Genomic DNA, 18,542 nt, shown 5'->3' on the forward strand with positions numbered 1-18,542 from the left:
CACCGGCCGTCACATCTGCCGTCACACCGGGCCCGCCACCGCCGCCACCGGCTTCTTGAGCGAGACACCCGAACCGTCACGGCGCGGGTCGATGTCCGGCAGCTCCGCCGGCATGCCGTTGCGCTGGGCCGCATGCGGCGGCGTCGGGCCCGTCCAGGCGAAGCTCAGGCAGTCCTCGCCCTTCAGGAACCGCTGGACACGCACACCACCCGTGGCGCGCCCCTTGCGCGGGTACTGGTCGAACGGCGTGAGCTTGGCCGTCGTCTGCACCGAGTCGTCCAGCGTGCCGCGCGAGCCCGCCACCGTGAAGACGACCGCCTCCGTCGCCGGGTCCACCGCCGCGAAGGAGATGACCTTCGCACCGTCGGTGAGCTTGACGCCCGTCATGCCGCCCGCAGGACGGCCCTGGGGGCGGACCACCGAGGCCTGATAGCGCAGGAGCTGGGCGTCGTCCGTGATGAAGACGAGGTCCTCCTCACCGGTGCGCAGCTCGGCCGCGCCGACGATCCGGTCGCCGTCCCTGAGCGTGATGACCTCCAACTCCCCCTTGTTGGAGGGATAGTCGGGGACCACGCGCTTGACGACGCCCTGCTCGGTGCCGAGCGCGAGGCCCGGTGAGGACTCGTCCAGCGTCATCAGGCAGATCAGCTTCTCGTCCTTCTCCAGGGACAGCAGTTCCGAGACGGGCGCCCCTCCGGAGAGGTTGGGTGCGCTCGCCGTCTCCGGCAGCTGGGGAAGGTCCACTACGGAGAGGCGCAACAGCCGCCCGCCGGACGTGACCGCGCCCACTTCGCCGCGCGCCGTCGCCGGCACCGCCGAGACGATCACATCGTGCTTCACGCGCTTGGTGTCGCCGTCAGTGAAGGGCTCTCCGTTGGCCGTGCGGGCCAGCAGGCCCGTCGAGGAGAGGAGGACCCGGCACGGGTCGTCCGCCACCTGCAGCGAGACCGGACCGGCGGCGGGGGTGCCGGACGACTCCAGGAGCACCGTGCGCCGGTCGGTGCCGAACTTCTTCGCGACGGCGGCCAGTTCCGTGGAGACCAGCTTGCGCAGCTCCGCGTCCGACTCCAGGATGCCGGTCAGCTCGTCGATCTCGCCGTTGAGCTTGTCGCGCTCGGACTCCAGCTCGATGCGGTCGAACTTGGTCAGGCGGCGCAGCGGCGTGTCCAGGATGTACTGCGTCTGGATGTCGCTGAGCGAGAAGCGCTCGATCAGGCGCTCCTTGGCCTGCGCGGAGTTCTCACTGGAGCGGATGAGGCGGATGACCTCGTCGATGTCCAGGAGGGCGACCAGGAGGCCCTCGACCAGGTGCAGGCGGTCGCGCTTCTTGGTGCGGCGGAACTCGCTGCGGCGGCGCACCACGTTGAAGCGGTGGTCGAGATAGACCTCCAGGAGCTCCTTGAGGCCGAGGGTGAGCGGCTGGCCGTCCACCAGAGCCACGTTGTTGATGCCGAAGGACTCCTCCATCGGCGTCAGCTTGTAGAGCTGTTCCAGGACGGCCTCGGGGACGAAACCGTTCTTGATCTCGATGACCAGGCGCAGGCCGTGCGCGCGGTCGGTGAGGTCCTTGACGTCGGCGATGCCCTGGAGCTTCTTCGAGCCGACCAGGTCCTTGATCTTGGAGATGACCTTCTCGGGTCCGACGGTGAAGGGCAGTTCGGTGACGACGAGGCCCTTGCGGCGCGCCGTCACGTTCTCCACCGACACCGTCGCGCGGGTCTTGAAGGTGCCGCGGCCCGATTCGTACGCATCCTTGATGCCGCCGAGGCCGACGATCCGGCCGCCCGTGGGCAGATCCGGACCCGGCACGTACTTCATCAGCGTCTCGAGGTCCGCCCCCGGGTGCTTGATGAGGTGTCGGGCGGCGGCGATGACCTCGCCGAGGTTGTGCGGCGGCATGTTCGTCGCCATGCCGACCGCGATGCCCGACGCGCCGTTGACCAGCAGGTTCGGGTACGCCGCCGGGAGGGCGGACGGCTCCATCTCCTGGCCGTCGTAGTTCGGCTCGAAGTCGACGGTGTTCTCGTCGATCGACTCCGTCATCAGTGAGGTGGCGTCGGCCATCTTGCACTCGGTGTACCGCATGGCGGCCGGCGGGTCGTCGTTGCCGAGCGAACCGAAGTTGCCGTGCCCGTCCACCAAGGGGAGGCGCATCGAGAAGGGCTGCGCCATGCGCACCAACGCGTCGTAGATCGACGCGTCGCCGTGCGGGTGCAACTTACCCATGACCTCGCCGACGACGCGGGCACACTTCACATAGCCGCGGTCGGGGCGCAGGCCCATCTCGTTCATCTGGTAGACGATCCTGCGGTGCACCGGCTTCATGCCGTCGCGGGCGTCCGGCAGGGCGCGGGAGTAGATGACCGAATACGCGTACTCGAGGAAGGAGCCCTGCATCTCGTCGACGACGTCGATGTCGAGGATCTTCTCCTCGTACGAGTCGTCGGGCGGCGGGGTCTTCGTGCTGCGGCGGGCCATCGCTGCTGCGGCTCCTTCACCAAGCAAGTGCGGGTTCTGACGCCGACCATTGTGGACTGTCCCACTGACAACGCCGACCACGACCCGTGCACCGGCGGTGTCACCCGTGACTACGCCGAGGGCGGAGCGGGAACTTCGTCAGGTGCTGACACGCTTGCATACAGTGTCAGGACTGGCAGCAATTGTTCTGATCCAGCGATGATCCAGCGATCGAAGGGACGTACATGCCCATGGGTCACACGGCCACAGCCGAGGCCGGCTCCGGCGGCCTGAAAGCGACCGAGCACCGGCTGGCCAACGGCCTGCGCGTGGTGCTCTCCGAGGACCACCTGACCCCGGTCGCCGCGGTCTGCCTCTGGTACGACGTCGGCTCGCGCCACGAGGTCAAGGGGCGTACCGGCCTTGCTCACCTCTTCGAGCACCTGATGTTCCAGGGTTCGAAGCAGGTGCACGGCAATGGCCACTTCGAGCTGGTACAGGGAGCGGGCGGGTCGCTCAACGGCACGACGAGCTTCGAGCGCACCAACTATTTCGAGACCATGCCCGCGCACCAGTTGGAGCTGGCCCTCTGGCTCGAGGCCGACCGGATGGGCTCCCTGCTCTCCGCGCTCGACGAAGAGTCGATGGAAAACCAGCGCGACGTCGTCAAGAACGAGCGCCGCCAGCGCTACGACAACGTTCCCTACGGAACGGCCTTCGAGAGGCTCACCGCTCTCTCGTACCCGGAGGGCCACCCTTACCACCACACGCCGATCGGCTCCATGGCCGACCTGGACGCGGCCACCCTGGACGACGCACGCGCGTTCTTCCGCACGTACTACGCGCCCAACAACGCGGTCCTCTCGGTCGTCGGCGACATCGACCCCGAGCAGACGCTTGCCTGGGTCGAGAAGTACTTCGGGTCGATTCCCGGCCACGACGGCAAGCAGCCGCCGCGCGACGGCTCGCTGCCCGAGCGCATCGGCAAGGAGCTGCGCGAGGTCATCGAGGAGGAGGTCCCGGCCCGCGCCCTGATGGCCGCCTACCGCCTCCCGGAGGACGGCACGCGCGCGTGCGACGCGGCCGACCTCGCCCTCACCGTCCTCGGCAGCGGCGAGTCCTCCCGGCTCTACAACCGGCTCGTGCGCAGGGACCGCACCGCGGTCGCCGCGGGCTTCGGTCTGCTGCGTCTCGCCGGGGCGCCCTCGCTCGGCTGGCTGGACGTGAAGACGTCGGGTGACGTCGAGGTGCCCGTCATCGAGGCCGCCGTCGACGAGGAGCTGGCCCGCTTCGCCGCGGAGGGCCCCACTCCGGAGGAGATGGAGCGCGCCCAGGCACAGCTGGAGCGCGAGTGGCTCGACCGGCTCGGCACGGTCGCCGGCCGCGCCGACGAACTGTGCCGGTACGCGGTCCTGTTCGGCGACCCGCAGCTCGCCCTGACGGCCGTCCAGCGCGTCCTCGACATCACCGCGGAGGAGGTCCAGGAGGTCGCCGCGGCCCGCCTGCGCCCCGACAACCGCGCGGTGCTCGTGTACGAGCCCGTGGAAGGCGCCGACGAGCGTGCCGAGGAAGAAGAGGAGGCGGCGAAGTGACCGAGGCCGCGACGATGCAGTTCCACCCCCAGCCCCAGGCCGGCACCGCCAAGCCCTGGGCCTTCCCCGCCCCCGAGCGCGGCACGCTGCCCAACGGCCTGACCGTCCTGCGCTGCAACCGCCCCGGCCAGCAGGTCGCCGCCGTAGAGGTCCACCTCGAAGCGCCCCTGGACGCCGAACCGGAGGGCCTGGACGGCGTCGCCACCATCATGGCGCGGGCCTTCAACGAGGGCACCGACAAGCACGACGCGGAGGAGTTCGCCGCCGAGCTCGACCGCTGCGGCGCGACCCTCGACGCGCACGCCGACCACCCGGGCGTGCGGGTCTCCCTGGAGGTGCCGGTCTCCCGACTCCCGAAGGCGCTCGGCCTGCTCGCCGACGCACTGCGGGCCCCCGCCTTCGCGGACAGCGAGATCGAGCGGCTCGTACGCAACCGCCTGGACGAGCTCCCGCACGAGGCCGCCAACCCGGCGCGGCGCGCCGCCAAGGAGCTCTCCCGGCAGCTGTTCCCGCCGACGTCGCGCATGTCGCGCCCGCGCCAGGGCACCGAGGAGACGGTCACGGCCATCGACTCGGCGGCGGTGCGTGCCTTCTACGAGAAGTTCGTCCGCCCGGCCACGGCCACCCTGGTCGTGGTCGGCGACCTCGAGGGCACCGACCTGGACGCCATCCTCACGGACACCGTCGGCGCCTGGACCGGTTCCCCGGGCGAGCCGCGCCCGGTGCCGCCGGTGACCGCCGACGACCGCGGCCGCATCGTCATCGTGGACCGTCCCGGAGCGGTCCAGACGCAGCTGCTGATCGGCCGGGTCGGCGCCGACCGGCACGACCGCGTCTGGCCGGCCCAGGTCCTCGGCACGTACTGCCTGGGCGGCACCCTCACCTCGCGCTTGGACCGTGTCCTGCGCGAGGAGAAGGGATACACCTACGGTGTACGGGCGTTCAGCCAGGTCCTGCGCTCCGCCCCGGACGGGACGGGCGCCGCGATGCTCGCCATCAGCGGCTCCGTGGACACCCCGAACACGGGACCGGCGCTCGACGACCTCTGGAAGGTGCTGCGCACCCTCGCCGCCGAGGGGCTCACCGACGCCGAGCGTGACGTGGCCGTGCAGAACCTGGTGGGCGTGGCGCCGCTCAAGTACGAGATGGCGGCTTCCGTGGCGGCGACGCTCGCCGACCAGGTCGAGCAGAACCTGCCGGACGACTTCCAGGCGCAGCTGTACCGGCAGCTGGCCGCCACGGGCACCGTGGAGGCCACTGCGGCCGTCGTGAACGCCTTCCCGGACGACCGGCTGGTGACGGTCCTGGTCGGGGACGCCGCGCAGATCGAGGAGCCCGTCAGGGCGCTCGGGATCGGCGAAGTGAGCGTCGTCACCGGCTGAGTGGCGGCAGCGACCGCGCTGAGCCACAGTCAGGACGCATCGCGACCCCGGTGACCCGTTTCGGTCACCGGGGTCCTCATATGTCCGGATTCATATAGTGGTTGCCTGTCTGGCGTGTGGCGTGCGCTACAAAAGTCGCGTTCTGTTTGTCGAATGAAAGACGCCCCGCTTAGCGTCGACCCGGCTGTCCGTCGCGCAGTACGCCGCATCCGCGGCACCGGGCAGTCATCGCCGAGTCCCCGTACGGCGCGAGCCAGGGGAGCCGGGGACCCACATGTCCCCTGGGGTGAATCGGGAACCTTGCCGTGAGGCGAGGGACTCGTAGGAGACCTTCCTGCTCCGAACCCGTCAGCTAACCCGGTAGGCGAGAGGGAAGGAAAGGAACACCCGCCACATGGCGTTCACCCGTGCCACCGGGAAGCACCGTCGTCCGAGCCGCATGACGCGGACCACCGCGAACGTCGCGGGTGTCGCGGCGCTCACCACCACCGGTGTCATCGGAGGCCTCGCAGGCCCCGCGCTCGCCGCCGCCGACGAAGCGGCCGTGGAGCACACCGGACTCACCCAGGCGATATCCGTCGGTGACTCGCTCGCCGAGAGCATCGACGCGCAGGCCGCCGCGCAGCGCCAGGCCGCCGACGACGCCGCTGCCGCCAAGAAGGCCGAAGAGGCAGCCAAGAAGAAGGCCGCCGAGGAGAAGCGCAAGGCCGACGCCGAGGCCAAGGCGAAGGCCAAGAAGGAGCGCGAGGCCAAGGAGCGCGCCGCCCGCGAGGCCGAGCGCAAGCGCCTGAACACCTACGTCTCCCCGGTCTCCGGCTCGTACGTCTCCACGGGCTACCAGACCGGCGGCGCCATGTGGTCCTCCGGCAGCCACACCGGTGTCGACTTCCACGCCGCGTCCGGCACCTCGGTCCACGCGGTCGGCTCCGGCACCGTCGTCGAGGCCGGCTGGGGCGGTGCCTACGGCAACAACGTGGTCATCAAGATGAACGACGGCACGTACACCCAGTACGGCCACATGTCGTCCCTCGGTGTCACCGTCGGCCAGACGGTCACCCCGGGCCAGCAGATCGGCCTCTCCGGGTCCACCGGCAACTCCAGCGGCCCGCACCTCCACTTCGAGGCCCGCACCGGCGCGGACTACGGCTCGGACATCGACCCGGTCTCGTACCTCCGCTCGCACGGCGTCAACGTCTGACCGACGCGGCCCCCGCAGCGGCCAAGCACCGAACCGAAAGCCCCGGCTCCTCGTGAGCCGGGGCTTTCGGCGTTCCGGGCCGCCGTGTTCTTGGCCAAAAGATATCCATGAATTCCGTCCCGCCGTCGGAAATCCCGGCGCCCTGCAATAGAGTCACGGAACGAGCGTCGGTCGACCGCGTTGCGCGGGGATCAAAGCGGAGGTCCGGTCATGCGCGTTCCCGCGCACTCGGTATGCACGGCCATTCGGGACGACATAGTCGCCGGTGTGTACGAAAGGGGCGGCAAGCTCACCGAGGAACTCCTCGCGCGGCGCTACGGAGTCTCCCGCGTCCCCGTGCGCGAGGCTCTGCGCACGCTGGAGGCCGAGGGCTTCGTCGTCACCCGCAGACACGCGGGCGCGTGTGTCGCCGAGCCGACGGAGCAGGAAGCCGCGGACCTCCTGGAGGTCCGGACGCTGCTCGAACCGCTCGCCGCGGCCCGCGCCGCGCAGCGCCGCACGGACGCACACCTGAAAGTCCTGCGCGGACTTGTCAGGCTGGGCCAGGAGCGCACGAGGAGGGGTTGTGGGGAGGATCTGCGCTCGCTGGGCGGCTGGTTCCACGAGACGCTGGCCCAGGCGTCGGGCAGCCCCGGCCTCACGGCGCTGCTCACCCCGCTGCGGCACAAGATCGCCTGGATGTACGTCGTCGAGCCCTCGGCGGCGCCGGGCGAGTCCTGGTCCGAGCACGCGGCGATCGTCGACGCGGTCGCCCGCCGGGACGCGCAACGGGCGAGGGCGCTCACGGCGGCGCACGTCGAACGGACGCGTGCGTCCCACCGGTTGCGCCCCGCGCGCCGGGGCGGCCATGTGAGGGATTCGCAACATGCCGTAAACAATATGAGCCTCCGCAATTAACGGAGGCGCCGTATGTGAATGCCCGACGATGTGCGCGAATTGATTGGCTTATTCAGGACCGTACCGGCTTATTCAGGACCGTACATACGTCGATGGGGTCACCCGGAATTCCGGGTGACCCCATCGACGTAATGCGAGGAACGTGTCCTAGACCGTCTCCGGAAGCTCCTCGAGCCCCTCGGCGACCAGCTTCGCCAGACGGTCGAGGGCGGCGTCGGCACCCTCGGCGTCGGAGGCGAGCACGATCTCTTCGCCGCCCTGGGCGCCCAGACCGAGCACCGCGAGCATCGAAGCCGCGTTGACCGGGTTGCCGTCGGCCTTGGCGATCGTCACGGGGACGCCGGCGGCCGTGGCCGCGCGGACGAAGATGGAGGCGGGTCGGGCGTGAAGGCCCTCGGCCCAGCCGACGTTGACGCGGCGCTCAGCCATGTGTTGCTGCCCTTCCAGGTGTCTCACACTTGTCTAGACCAGTGTCTCATGCCGTCACGGGTGCTCTGCCGGGCAGACGTCCCGGCCCCGGCCGCCCTTCGACCTGTCCTAGCCTGCCCCGGCCCGGGCGGCCGCGCGACCCGTACCCTGGCCCCATGCAGACCCCGTCGGATCAGCAGGATCGGCACGACTACCCGTCGCACTGGGAAGCCGATGTGGTGCTGCGCGACGGGGGCACCGCCCGCATCAGGCCCATCACGGCCGAGGACGCGGACCGCCTGGTCAGCTTCTACGAACAGGTCTCGGACGAGTCGAAGTACTACCGCTTCTTCGCGCCCTACCCGCGGCTGTCCGCCAAGGACGTGCACCGTTTCACCCACCACGACCAGGTGGACCGGGTGGGACTCGCGGCCACCATCGGCGGCGAGTTCATCGCCACCGTGCGCTACGACCGCATCGACGAACGCGGCATGGCCGCCAGCGCGCCCGCCGACGAGGCCGAGGTCGCCTTCCTCGTACAGGACGCCCATCAGGGCAGGGGAGTCGCCTCCACGCTGCTCGAACACATCGCGGCCGTCGCCAGGGAGCGCGGCATCCGACGCTTCGCCGCCGAAGTGCTGCCCGCCAACACCAAGATGATCAAGGTCTTCACGGACGCGGGCTATCAGCAGAAGCGCAGCTTCGAGGACGGCGTCGTCCGCCTCGAGTTCGACCTGGAGCCGACCGACCGCTCCCTCGCCGTGCAGCGTGCCCGCGAACAGCGCGCCGAGGGGCGGTCCGTGCAGCGGCTCCTCACGCCGGGCTCGGTCGCGGTGATCGGAGTGGGCCGCGCGCCCGGCGGAGTGGGCCGCAGCGTCCTGAACAACCTCCAGGAGTCCGGCTACACCGGGCGCCTGTACGCGGTGAACAGCGCCTTCGTAGAGGGCGTCTCCCTGGAGGGCCCCTCCGCGGGCGGCGTCTCCGGAGAGGGCGGCCGAGAGGGTGCGGACATCGACGGGGTGCCCGCGCACCGCTCCGTCGCGGACATCGAGGAACCCGTGGACCTCGCGGTGATCTCCGTGCCCGCCGACCGCGTCCCGCAGGCCGTCGCCGAGTGCGGGGAACGCGGGGTGCGCGGCCTCGTCGTGCTGTCCGCCGGATACGCGGAGAGCGGCGTGGAGGGGCGCGAGCGGCAGCGGGAACTGGTGCGCCAGGCCCGGTCGTACGGCATGCGCATCATCGGCCCGAACGCCTTCGGTGTCATCAACACCTCTCCGGAGACGCGGCTCAACGCCTCGCTCGCCCCGCAGTCCCCCGCGCGGGGACGCATCGGCCTGTTCACCCAGTCCGGCGCCATCGGCATCGCCCTGCTCTCCGGACTGCACCGCCGGGGCGCGGGCCTCTCCACGTTCGTCGGATCCGGCAACCGCGCGGACGTGTCCGGCAACGACCTCCTCCAGTACTGGTTCGAGGACCCGGACACCGACGTGACGTTGATGTACCTGGAGACGATCGGCAATCCGCGCAAGTTCACCCGTCTCGCGCGGCGTTCGGCGACCGCCAAGCCGCTGGTCGTCGTCCAGGGCGCCCGGCACAGCGGCATCGCGCCGACCGGCCACGCCGTCCGGACGACCCGGCTGCCGCACGCCACCGTCTCGGCGCTGCTGCGCCAGGCGGGCGTGATCCGCGTCGACACCGTCACCGAGATGGTCGACGCGGGACTGCTGCTCGCGGGGCAGCCGCTGCCGTCCGGGCCCCGCGTGGCCATCCTCGGCAACTCCGAGTCGCTCGGCCTCCTCACGTACGACGCGTGCGTCGCCGACGGACTGCGGCCGCATCGGCCGCGCGACCTGACGACCGGGGCCACCCCGGCGGACTTCCGCACCGCGCTCGCCGAGGCGCTGTCGGACGACGGCTGCGACGCGGTGATCGTCAACGCGATCCCGTGGGTGGGGGAGGACGGCGCGACGACCGACCCCGAGACCCTCGCCACGGAGCTACGGGCCGCGGCGGCGGGGTGCCCGGCGAAGCCGGTGGCCGTGGTGCACGTGGAGCTCGGCGGCCTCGCCGAGGCGCTGGCCGCCGCGACCAGCACGGGACCTGACGCGCCCACCCCGCCGACCGGCAGGGAGCCGCAGGCGCCGGTCTCTGCGGAGGCACCGGGCCCTGCGCAGGCACCGGGCTCTACGGAGCCACCCGTCCTCGTGGAGCAGCCGACCCCGGAAACCCCCGAGCCGCCCGCCCCCGACCAGTACCGCATCCCCGCCTACCCCGCCGCCGAGCGCGCTGTCCGTGCCCTCTCCGAAGCCGTCAAGTACGCGCAGTGGCGCCGCGAGGCCGCCGAGCCCGGCCGGGTGCACGAGTACGACGACATCGACGAGAACGGCGCCGCGGGGCGCATCGAGGAGCTGCTCGCCGCGGACGGCGACCCGCGCGGGCTCACCCTCGCCCCGGCCGACGCCAACGAACTGCTCGGGCGGTACGGCATCCACGTACGGCAAGCGCTTACCGCGCCCGATCCCGACGCGGCGGCCGAAGCCGCGCGGACCCTCGGCTACCCCGTGGCCCTGAAGACCACGGCCCCGCACCTGCGCCACCGCGCCGACCTGGGCGGTGTGCGCCTCGACCTCGCAGACGAGGAACAACTGCGGCGCGCGTACCAGGAGCTGACGGACGCCTTCGGCAAGCCCGCCGAGCTGCGGCCCGTCGTCCAGGGCATGGTGCCGCGCGGTGTCGACACCGTGGTCCGCGCGGTCATCGATCCGGCGGCCGGGGCGGTGCTCTCGTTCGGCCTCGCGGGCGCCGCGTCCGAGCTGCTCGGCGACACCGCTCACCGTCTCGTGCCGGTCACCGACCGCGAGGCGGGTTCTCTCGTCCGGTCCGTCAGGACCGCGCCGCTCCTGTTCGGCTGGCGCGGCTCGGCGCCCGTCGACACCCCAGCCCTAGAAGAGCTCCTCCAGCGGGTCTCCCGGCTCGTGGACGACCACCCCGAGGTGGTCGGTGTCTCCCTGGAAACCGTGGTCGTCGCCCAGCGCGGCCTCTCCGTGCTCGACGCCTCCGTGCGGCTCGCGCCCCCGCCCGCCCGCGACGACCTGGGCCCGCGCACCCTCCCCGGCTACTGAGGCGCCCACGGGGCACCGTGCGCCCCGCGCCGGGCCGTAGGATGGACGGCATGGCAAAGACCGGTACGACGACCCAGGGGCTGCGCGCGGCGATCGAGCGCAGCGGCTACTACCCGGCCCTCGTGGCCGAGGCGGTGGAGGCCGCGATCGGCGGCGAGGCCATCGGGTCGTACCTGGTCCACCAGGAGACGACGTTCGACGCCAATGAAGTGCGGCGGCACGTCACCGTCCTCGTCCTGACCGGCACGCGCTTCATCGTCAGCCACACCGACGAGCAGGCGGCGGACAGCACGTCCCCGACGCCGTACGCGACGACCTCCACGGAGTCCGTCAAGATCGGCCGCATCTCGTCGGTCGTGGTCAGCCGCGTCGTCGCCAACCCCGAGAAGTACGTTCCCGGGACCCCGCCCCGTGAGGTCGTCCTGACCATCGGCTGGGGCGCCGTGTCGCGCATCGACCTGGAGCCCGCGGCCTGCGGCGACCCCAACTGCGAGGCGGACCACGGGTACACGGGCAGCTCGACCGCCGACGACCTCAGCCTGCGCGTCAGCGAGGCGGGCGACGGCCCCGACACCGTGCGGCAGACGCTCGCCTTCGCTCAGGCCCTGTCCGAAGCGACCGCGGACACCGCCCGCTGATGTCCCTTCCTGCCTGGGACGACGTACAACCGCTCGCCCTCGACACCGCTCCCGTGCCCGCGTACGGCACGGGCTCGCTCGCCGACCTGCTGCCCACGCTCGTCGCCCACCAGGGCGTCGACGGCTTCGCGCCCGTCATCCCCGAACTGGCCCCGGCCGACCGGAACTGCGTCTTCCTGATCGACGGCCTGGGCTGGGAGCAGCTCAAGGCGCACCCGGACGAGGCACCCTTCATGACCTCGCTGCTGCAGAGCTCGCGCGGCGGCACGGGGCGGCCCGTCACCGCGGGCTTCCCCGCCACCACCGCGACCTCGCTCGCCTCGGTCGGCACGGGCCTGCCGCCCGGCGCGCACGGCCTGCCCGGTTACGCGGTCCGCGACCCCGCCACCGGTCAGCTGATGAACCAGCTGCGCTGGAACCCGTGGACCGACCCGCACGCCTGGCAGCCGTACCCCACTGTCTTCCAGCGCGCCCACGAAGCGGGCGTGCACACCGCGCAGGTCTCCTCGCCGACCTTCGAGCACACCCCGCTCACCAAGGTCGCGCTGAGCGGCGGCACCTTCCGGGGCAAGGCCTCCGGAGAGGACCGCATGGACCTCGCCGCGAAGCAACTGGCCGCCGGGGACCGTTCGCTGGTCTACACGTACTACGCGGAAGTGGACGGCAAGGGGCACCGCTTCGGCGTCGACTCCGACGCCTGGCGCGGCCAGCTCATGTACGTGGACCGGCTCGTCCAGCGCCTCGCCGAGCGGCTTCCGCCGCGCAGTGCCCTGTACGTCACCGCGGACCACGGCATGATCGACATCCCCTTCGACGAAGCGTCCCGCATCGACTTCGACGAGGACTGGGAGCTGCGCGCCGGTGTGGCCCTCCTCGGCGGCGAAGGCCGTGCCCGTCACGTGTACGCGGTGCCGGGCGCCGCGAACGACGTCCTGACGGTGTGGCGCGAGGTGCTCGGCGAGCAGTTCTGGGTTGCGGGACGTGATGAGGCGATCGCTGCGGGCTGGTTCGGTCCACACATTGATCAACGTGTGTACGACCGCATCGGTGATGTGGTCGCCGCGGCCCATGACGACGTGGCGATCATTGCCTCGGAGCGTGAGCCCAAGGAGTCCTCTCTGGTCGGCATGCACGGCTCGATGACCCCCGTCGAGCAGCTCGTCCCGCTCCTCGAAGTACGCTCCTGACCGGGTTCCGCCCTCCCGCGCCGCCCGTCCGCCCCGCCTCCCCGTCCGCCCCGAAAGGTTTTCCACTCCCCATGCCCGAGCTGGTGTTCTTCTCCGGAACGATGGACTGCGGAAAGAGCACGCTGGCTCTGCAGATCGAGCACAACCGTTCCGCCCGCGGACTCCAGGGGATGATCTTCACGCGGGACGACCGCGCGGGCGAGGGCAAGCTCTCCTCCCGGCTCGGTCTCGTCACCGACGCGGTCGAGGCGGCCGACGACTTCGACTTCTACGCCCACCTCGTCGACCACCTCTCGCAGGGCGGCCGCGCGGACTACGTGATCGCGGACGAGGCGCAGTTCCTGGCGCCGGGCCAGATCGACCAGCTCGCCAGGGTCGTCGACGACCTGGGCCTGGACGTCTTCGCCTTCGGCATCACCACGGACTTCCGCTCCAAGCTCTTCCCGGGCTCGCAGCGCCTGGTCGAGCTCGCCGACCGCGTCGAGGTGCTCCAGGTCGAGGCCCTTTGCTGGTGCGGCGCACGCGCCACGCACAACGCCCGCACCATAGGCGGCGAGATGGTCGTCGAGGGTGCGCAGGTGGTCGTCGGCGATGTCAACCAGTCGCCGGACGAGGTGGGTTACGAGGTGCTGTGCCGCCGTCACCACCGGCGCAGGACGACGGCGGCGACCGCGCGCGCGGGAGCCCTGTCGCCCGACGTGCTGCCGGTCGACACGGCCGCCGCCCGCGTCTGACTCAGGCGTCCACCCGTGAACGTACGAGGGTGAAGGCCGCGCCCTCCGGGTCCGCGACGGTCGCCATCCGGCCGTAGGACGCCTCCCAGGCGGGCTTGATGACGTGCCCGCCGAGCTCGACGACCCGCTCCACCGCCTCGTCCACGTCGGCGACCTCGAAGTGCGTCATCCAGTGCGGGCCCCGGTCGCGCGGCAGCGCCTGGCCGAGGCCGTGCACGGACGCGACCGGGCGGCCGTCCACGTGCAGCGTCACGTAGTCGAGGTCCGCCGAGACGACGGCCTCCACGGTGCAGTCGAAAACGTTTTGGTAGAACTTGACGACGCTGCTCGTCTCCAGCGTCAGGAGCTCGTTCCAGGTCGGCGTGCCCGGCCTGCCGACCACCGCGGTGCCCAGATGGGCCGCCGCCTGCCAGAGGCCGAACACGGCGCCCATCGGGTCCGACGCGATCGCGAGACGCCCCGCGTCGCCCGCGTCGAGCGGGCCCACGCCGACCGTGCCGCCGCAGTGGCGCACCGCCTCCGCCGTCGCGTCCGCGTCGTCCGTCGCCAGGTAGGTCGTCCAGGCGATGGGCAGGTGGCGGTCGGCGGGCAGTCGGCCGATGCCCGCCACCTCCTGGCCGTCCAGCAGGGCCCGCACATAAGGTCCGAGTTGCTCGGGGCCCGGCCGGAATTCCCACCCGAAGAGTGACCCGTAGAACTCCTGGGTCGCGGGCAGGTCGCGCGTCATCAGGCTCACCCAGCAGGGCGTACCGGGCCTGTGCCGGCCCGTCCCCCCGCTGTCCTGCCGCACTTTCCCGAAGGGGTCCGACGAGCTCTGTTCCGCCGAGCTCTGTTCAGGGGAGACCCCATTCGCCCGCGCCTCGGTCATCGTCACCCTCTCCTCGGCCTTCGTGTCGGCCGCTCGGTTCCTGTTCGCATGTGCGCGCGGTAGCCGCGCCGCACCATCCGCTTCCCGCGGTAGATGCCCGATTTCTTGCTTCTCATCCGTGAACGCGTGAATGCCGGGCGATGTCCGTGCATCGAACAGGGCGTGCATGTTTCCATACGCCCCGTGTTCGGCCGTGTCCGGCGGAGCAGGGTAGCCGGACCTTGGCGGCGCGACTACCCCGTACGCAAGGATGGGGCCATGAATGCCATCATCTCCGCATCCGAACTCGCCAGCGAGCTGGCGGGCGAGAATCCGCCGGTCCTGCTCGACGTCCGCTGGCACCACGAGGGCTCGCTGCGCTCCGCGTACGAGGAAGGCCACATCCCATCGGCCGCGTTCGTCGATCTCGACGCTGACCTGGCCGGCCCCGCTGGTGCCGGAGGCCGTCATCCCCTGCCCGACGTGGACCGCTTCGGCGCCGTGATGAGGGCGGCCGGGGTCTCCGAGGACCGGGGCGTCGTGGTGTACGACGGTGGCCAGAACTGGGCGGCGGCACGTCTGTGGTGGATGCTCCGCTGGACGGGTCACGCGGCCGTGCGCGTCCTTGACGGCGGTATCGACACATGGACGGGGCCGCTGGAGAAGGGGGCGGGTGCGGCTCCCGCCGAGGGCTCCTTCGTACCGGCGCCGAACAGCAAGGACCTGCTGGACGCGGACTCCGCCGCGGCCCTGGCCCGCTCCGGCCTGCTCCTGGACGCCCGCGCCGCCGAGCGCTACCGCGGCGAGGTGGAGCCGATCGACAGCGTGGCCGGACACATCCCCGGCGCGGTCTCGGCGCCCACTACGGAGAACGTCGATTCGGACGGTCGCTTCAAGTCCGCCGCCGAGCTGGCGGAGCGTTTCGAGAAGCTGGGCGCCGCCGACACCACGGAGATCGGCGTCTACTGCGGCTCGGGCGTCTCGGGCGCCCATGAGGTGCTCGCCCTTGCCGTGGCGGGCATTCCCGCCGCGCTGTACGTCGGCTCGTGGTCGGAGTGGTCGGCCGACTCCGCGCGTCCCGTGGCGACGGGACCGGACCCGCAGTAGCGCTTTTCGGGCCGCTGAGGCCGTCTCCAAGGCAGCTCTATGGAGAGGGGGTCCACACCGCGCGGTGTGGACCCCCTCTCCATAGAGACTGGCTGGTTTGCGGCTACTCCTGCTTCTTGCGGCGCGTGCCGAAGACGATCTCGTCCCAGCTCGGGACCGCCGCACGCCGGCCCGGTCGCACACCGTCGGCCTCCGCCTGACGGTCCGTCGAGCCGACGAGCCGGTCACGGTGGCTCGCCACCGAACGCGGCATGAGCACGTCCGCGTAGGCGGCGCCCGCTCCGGCTGCGGCCGGGGGCTCCTCGGCGTCCGGCTCCTGCTCGGGCTCCTCCGAGACGGGCGCGACGGGTGTGACGGACGGCGGCAGTTCCGCGGTGGCCGCCGAGGGGCGCTCGGGCACCACCATGTCGCCGCGGAAGCTCGGCACCGCCTCCAGGAGGCTGGTCAGGGAGTCGCGCTCCTGTTCGGCGACCGCGGCGCCCGCTCCGACCCCTTCCTCCGGCGGATCGGCGGGAGGCGCGGGGATGCTCGGGCGGTCCAGCTGACGGTCCAGGGCACGGTCGAGCGGCCGGTCCGAGGGGCGGTCCCTTGGCAGCCGGGCGATGCGCGGCACGAACGGGAAGCTGGGCTCGGGCGCGGCGATGTCGTCCGTCTCGCCGATCAGCGAACGGGCCTCCTCGTCCACGGCCTGGACGAGCCGCCGTGGCGGGTCGTACGTCCAGCACGCGGAGTGCGGCTCGGTCGCGACGCGGTAGACGAGCAGGACTTCCCAGGTGCCGTCGTCACGGCGCCAGGAGTCCCACTGGACGGTCTCCTTGTCCGCGCCCCGCAGCAGGAGCCGTTCCTGGACGGCCTCGCCGAGCTGGGGTCCGGTGTTCTCGCCGGGGCGGCGTACGGGAGTCTTCCTGGCGCGCTCCGCCATGAAGGCGCGCTCGGCGAGCACGGGTCCTTCGAAGCGACGGACGCGGTCGACGGGGATGCCCGCGAGCTGGGCCACTTCTTCCGCGCTGGCACCGGCTCGTATACGTGCCTGGATGTCGCGGGGGCGGAGGTGGCTCTCCACCTCGATTTCGATCTGTCCGAGTCGGGGCCTGTCGCCGCGGACGGCCGCACGCAGCCGTTCGTCGATCGGAAGCGTGTACTCCGTGCTGTCCGCAGCTTTCAGCACCAGCCGTGTGCCGTCGTTGCTGACGGCCACGACACGCAGTTCGGGCATGGGGACCTCCCGGGTGGTGCCTGCCGACGTCACGTGCGTCGCTGCTTCCGCTAGTCGAGTGTGGCCTGCCCGGGTGCAGCCTGCCACAACCTTGCCGAGTTGCCCGGCGTGTCGGGCAGGGGCCCTGGATCGCCGTTATGGCACGGTTACCTTTTCGCAACGCTAAGTGACGACGTTCGTCACCCTGTGCAGCGAGCCCCCCACCCGGCGGTCCTGGCAAGGTCCCGGGCACCCTGGCGGGAGACCGGACCCAGGGCTCGCAACAGTACTCCATTCGGGCCACGCGGGTGGACCGCCGCGCCGCCGAACTTCTCTTGGAGGGCGGGAGTTGGCGCCCGCCCCTGCCCTGCGCCGCGCGTGCGCGGGTGGCGCACTTCACGGAAACGGCAGAAACGGAACTAATCACTTCGCCCATACGTCCCCTTCTCGTGTAGTCGGACGAGAAAGGCAGGCAAGGGTCGGAGATGCGTGAAAAGCCGGATTCCGGCAAGGAGTCGAAGGACCAGGGGGAGCCGGAGGAGAAGCGGCGCCTCGATCTGAGTGTGCCGCAGGTGGCGGGGAGCGCCATCGCCGCGGTCGTGGCGGCGAAGCTCGCCTCGAACCTCGGTGTCTACGGGACGATCCTCGGCGCCGGTGTCGTGAGCGCGATCGCGACCTGTGGCGGTACCGTCTTCCAGCATTTCTTCAGGCGTACGGGCGAGCAGATACGTGACGTCACGGTGCAGGCCAAGCCGAAGGCGCGGCAGGTTCCGGTGACGGCCGCGGCGCAGGTGCCCGAGACATTCAGGACCTCCGCCAGAACCTCCGCCTATACGGGTGCTCTTGGCGCGACGGGGCCGGTGACCACGACGTGGGGGCGACCGGAGACGGCCGCGCCCGGCACCGATGCCGACGCGACCGCGCTGCTGCCCACGGCCGGTGACGCGGATCCCGCGGCGGATCCCACCACGGTGCTGCCCGCCGCGGGCACGGACCCCACTACGGTGCCGCCGCCCGCGGGCGACGCGGACGCCACGACGCTGCTGCCTTCGGCGGCGGCCGGTGCCGATGCCGAGAGGACGCAGCTCCTCGGGGCGGTCGACGCCACGCAGGCGCTGCCGCACGACGACGCCACGCGAGTGTTGCGCACCACGGGTCCCGCCCAGGTGCCGGCGCCGACGACGGCCTTCGAACCCGCGCTCCCTTCGGAGGAGTTCACCGAGGGCACCACGCACCGCACGCAGGTCCGCAGCTGGAAGCGGCCGTTGATCGCCGCGGCCGTCGTCTTCGGTGTCGCCATGGCGGGCATCACCACGTACGAGCTGGTGTCCGGCAAGGACCTCAGCGGCGGCGAGGGCACCACGATCAGCAACGGCGTCTCGGGGCACAACTCCTCTTCGAGGAAGCAGCCCCCGCCCGCCGACGAGCCCTCCGGGCAGCCGTCGGACGACGGCACGCCGGGCACGGGTGACGGCTCCCAGAAGGGTGGCGACAACGCGTCGCAGGACCCGAACGGGACCGGCGGCGACAACTCGGGCAACGGCACGGGCGACAACAACGGCACCGGCAACGGCACCGACTCCGGCTCGAAGGACGACACCGGAAACGGCACCGGCACGGACCCGGACAAGGACAAGGGCGACGGCTCCGACTCCGGAGACGACGGTTCCAAGACGGATCCGACGCCCACGCCCACGCCGAGCCCGACGCCCGCGCCCTCGAAGGGCTCGGGCACCGGCGGCGAACCCCAGCAGGGCGGAACGCCCACTCCGTAGAGG

At 71.4% G+C, this 18,542-nt stretch carries 14 protein-coding genes and 1 riboswitch; of the genes, 10 read left to right on the forward strand and 4 right to left on the reverse strand.

Going from position 1 to position 18,542, the window contains the following annotated elements; all coding sequences use genetic code 11:
- Window positions 1-21 precede the first annotated feature (21 nt).
- Window positions 22-2,478: a DNA topoisomerase (ATP-hydrolyzing) subunit A gene (locus tag NOO62_RS29865; protein WP_268773893.1), complete on the reverse strand. Its 2,457-nt coding sequence runs from the start codon at window positions 2,476-2,478 to the stop codon at window positions 22-24.
- A gap of 224 nt (window positions 2,479-2,702) precedes the next feature.
- Between NOO62_RS29865 and NOO62_RS29870 the strand changes: the two genes are divergently transcribed.
- The 4 genes from NOO62_RS29870 to NOO62_RS29885 all read left to right on the forward strand — a co-directional run bounded on the left by NOO62_RS29870 (window position 2,703) and on the right by NOO62_RS29885 (window position 7,526).
- Window positions 2,703-4,049 (forward strand): M16 family metallopeptidase, encoded by a 1,347-nt coding sequence (locus NOO62_RS29870; RefSeq protein ID WP_268773894.1) that lies wholly within the window; start codon window positions 2,703-2,705, stop codon window positions 4,047-4,049.
- On the forward strand, window positions 4,046-5,431 hold the full coding sequence (locus NOO62_RS29875) for a M16 family metallopeptidase (RefSeq protein ID WP_268773895.1): 1,386 nt from the start codon (window positions 4,046-4,048) through the stop codon (window positions 5,429-5,431). The genes NOO62_RS29870 and NOO62_RS29875 overlap by 4 nt, the downstream gene beginning before the upstream one ends.
- A gap of 219 nt (window positions 5,432-5,650) precedes the next feature.
- Window positions 5,651-5,813, forward strand: a riboswitch (cyclic di-AMP (ydaO/yuaA leader).
- 12 nt (window positions 5,814-5,825) lie between these two features.
- A complete protein-coding gene (locus tag NOO62_RS29880) occupies window positions 5,826-6,629 on the forward strand; it encodes a M23 family metallopeptidase (protein ID WP_268773896.1) in 804 nt (267 codons plus the stop codon).
- Between the two features lie 210 nt (window positions 6,630-6,839).
- Window positions 6,840-7,526, forward strand: a complete 687-nt coding sequence (locus tag NOO62_RS29885; RefSeq protein WP_268773897.1) for a GntR family transcriptional regulator — start codon at window positions 6,840-6,842, stop codon at window positions 7,524-7,526.
- 147 nt (window positions 7,527-7,673) lie between these two features.
- Here NOO62_RS29885 and NOO62_RS29890 read toward each other — a convergent pair whose 3' ends face one another.
- A complete protein-coding gene (locus NOO62_RS29890; RefSeq protein ID WP_030021209.1) occupies window positions 7,674-7,955 on the reverse strand; it encodes an HPr family phosphocarrier protein in 282 nt (93 codons plus the stop codon).
- 155 nt (window positions 7,956-8,110) lie between these two features.
- Between NOO62_RS29890 and NOO62_RS29895 the strand changes: the two genes are divergently transcribed.
- From NOO62_RS29895 to NOO62_RS29910, 4 genes are all read left to right on the forward strand, one after another.
- Window positions 8,111-11,056, forward strand: coding sequence for a bifunctional GNAT family N-acetyltransferase/acetate--CoA ligase family protein (locus NOO62_RS29895; protein ID WP_268773898.1), 2,946 nt, complete (start codon window positions 8,111-8,113; stop codon window positions 11,054-11,056).
- A 50-nt stretch (window positions 11,057-11,106) separates the two neighbouring features.
- Window positions 11,107-11,694 (forward strand): DUF5998 family protein, encoded by a 588-nt coding sequence (locus NOO62_RS29900; protein ID WP_268773899.1) that lies wholly within the window; start codon window positions 11,107-11,109, stop codon window positions 11,692-11,694.
- On the forward strand, window positions 11,694-12,881 hold the full coding sequence (locus NOO62_RS29905; protein WP_268773900.1) for an alkaline phosphatase family protein: 1,188 nt from the start codon (window positions 11,694-11,696) through the stop codon (window positions 12,879-12,881). Before NOO62_RS29900 ends, NOO62_RS29905 begins: the two co-directional genes overlap by 1 nt.
- 71 nt (window positions 12,882-12,952) lie before the next feature.
- Complete coding sequence (locus NOO62_RS29910; protein ID WP_268773901.1) at window positions 12,953-13,615, forward strand: thymidine kinase; 663 nt, start codon at window positions 12,953-12,955, stop codon at window positions 13,613-13,615.
- 1 nt (window position 13,616) lies between these two features.
- Here the strand turns inward: NOO62_RS29910 and NOO62_RS29915 are convergent, their stop codons facing one another.
- On the reverse strand, window positions 13,617-14,342 hold the full coding sequence (locus tag NOO62_RS29915) for a VOC family protein (RefSeq protein ID WP_268773902.1): 726 nt from the start codon (window positions 14,340-14,342) through the stop codon (window positions 13,617-13,619).
- A 399-nt stretch (window positions 14,343-14,741) separates the two neighbouring features.
- On the opposite strand from NOO62_RS29915, the gene NOO62_RS29920 reads away from it, so the two are divergent.
- Entirely contained in the window at window positions 14,742-15,569 is an 828-nt protein-coding gene (locus tag NOO62_RS29920) for a sulfurtransferase (RefSeq protein ID WP_268773903.1), read from the forward strand.
- 103 nt (window positions 15,570-15,672) lie between these two features.
- Here the strand turns inward: NOO62_RS29920 and sepH are convergent, their stop codons facing one another.
- A complete protein-coding gene (gene sepH, locus NOO62_RS29925; RefSeq protein WP_268773904.1) occupies window positions 15,673-16,785 on the reverse strand; it encodes a septation protein SepH in 1,113 nt (370 codons plus the stop codon).
- A gap of 464 nt (window positions 16,786-17,249) precedes the next feature.
- Between sepH and NOO62_RS29930 the strand changes: the two genes are divergently transcribed.
- Window positions 17,250-18,539 (forward strand): hypothetical protein, encoded by a 1,290-nt coding sequence (locus tag NOO62_RS29930; protein WP_268773905.1) that lies wholly within the window; start codon window positions 17,250-17,252, stop codon window positions 18,537-18,539.
- Window positions 18,540-18,542: the final 3 nt, after the last annotated feature.

Source organism: Streptomyces sp. Je 1-369, assembly GCF_026810505.1.
Classification (GTDB): Bacteria; Actinomycetota; Actinomycetes; order Streptomycetales; family Streptomycetaceae; genus Streptomyces.

Coding starts and splice junctions, on each gene's coding strand:
- NOO62_RS29865 (WP_268773893.1), bottom strand. CDS start 2,478: ATGGCCCGCCGCAGCACGAAGACCCCGCCGCCCGACGACTCGTACGAG.
- NOO62_RS29870 (WP_268773894.1), top strand. CDS start 2,703: ATGCCCATGGGTCACACGGCCACAGCCGAGGCCGGCTCCGGCGGCCTG.
- NOO62_RS29880 (WP_268773896.1), top strand. CDS start 5,826: ATGGCGTTCACCCGTGCCACCGGGAAGCACCGTCGTCCGAGCCGCATG.
- NOO62_RS29885 (WP_268773897.1), top strand. CDS start 6,840: ATGCGCGTTCCCGCGCACTCGGTATGCACGGCCATTCGGGACGACATA.
- NOO62_RS29890 (WP_030021209.1), bottom strand. CDS start 7,955: ATGGCTGAGCGCCGCGTCAACGTCGGCTGGGCCGAGGGCCTTCACGCC.
- NOO62_RS29895 (WP_268773898.1), top strand. CDS start 8,111: ATGCAGACCCCGTCGGATCAGCAGGATCGGCACGACTACCCGTCGCAC.
- NOO62_RS29900 (WP_268773899.1), top strand. CDS start 11,107: ATGGCAAAGACCGGTACGACGACCCAGGGGCTGCGCGCGGCGATCGAG.
- NOO62_RS29905 (WP_268773900.1), top strand. CDS start 11,694: ATGTCCCTTCCTGCCTGGGACGACGTACAACCGCTCGCCCTCGACACC.
- NOO62_RS29910 (WP_268773901.1), top strand. CDS start 12,953: ATGCCCGAGCTGGTGTTCTTCTCCGGAACGATGGACTGCGGAAAGAGC.
- NOO62_RS29915 (WP_268773902.1), bottom strand. CDS start 14,342: ATGACGCGCGACCTGCCCGCGACCCAGGAGTTCTACGGGTCACTCTTC.
- NOO62_RS29920 (WP_268773903.1), top strand. CDS start 14,742: ATGAATGCCATCATCTCCGCATCCGAACTCGCCAGCGAGCTGGCGGGC.
- sepH (WP_268773904.1), bottom strand. CDS start 16,785: ATGCCCGAACTGCGTGTCGTGGCCGTCAGCAACGACGGCACACGGCTG.
- NOO62_RS29930 (WP_268773905.1), top strand. CDS start 17,250: ATGCGTGAAAAGCCGGATTCCGGCAAGGAGTCGAAGGACCAGGGGGAG.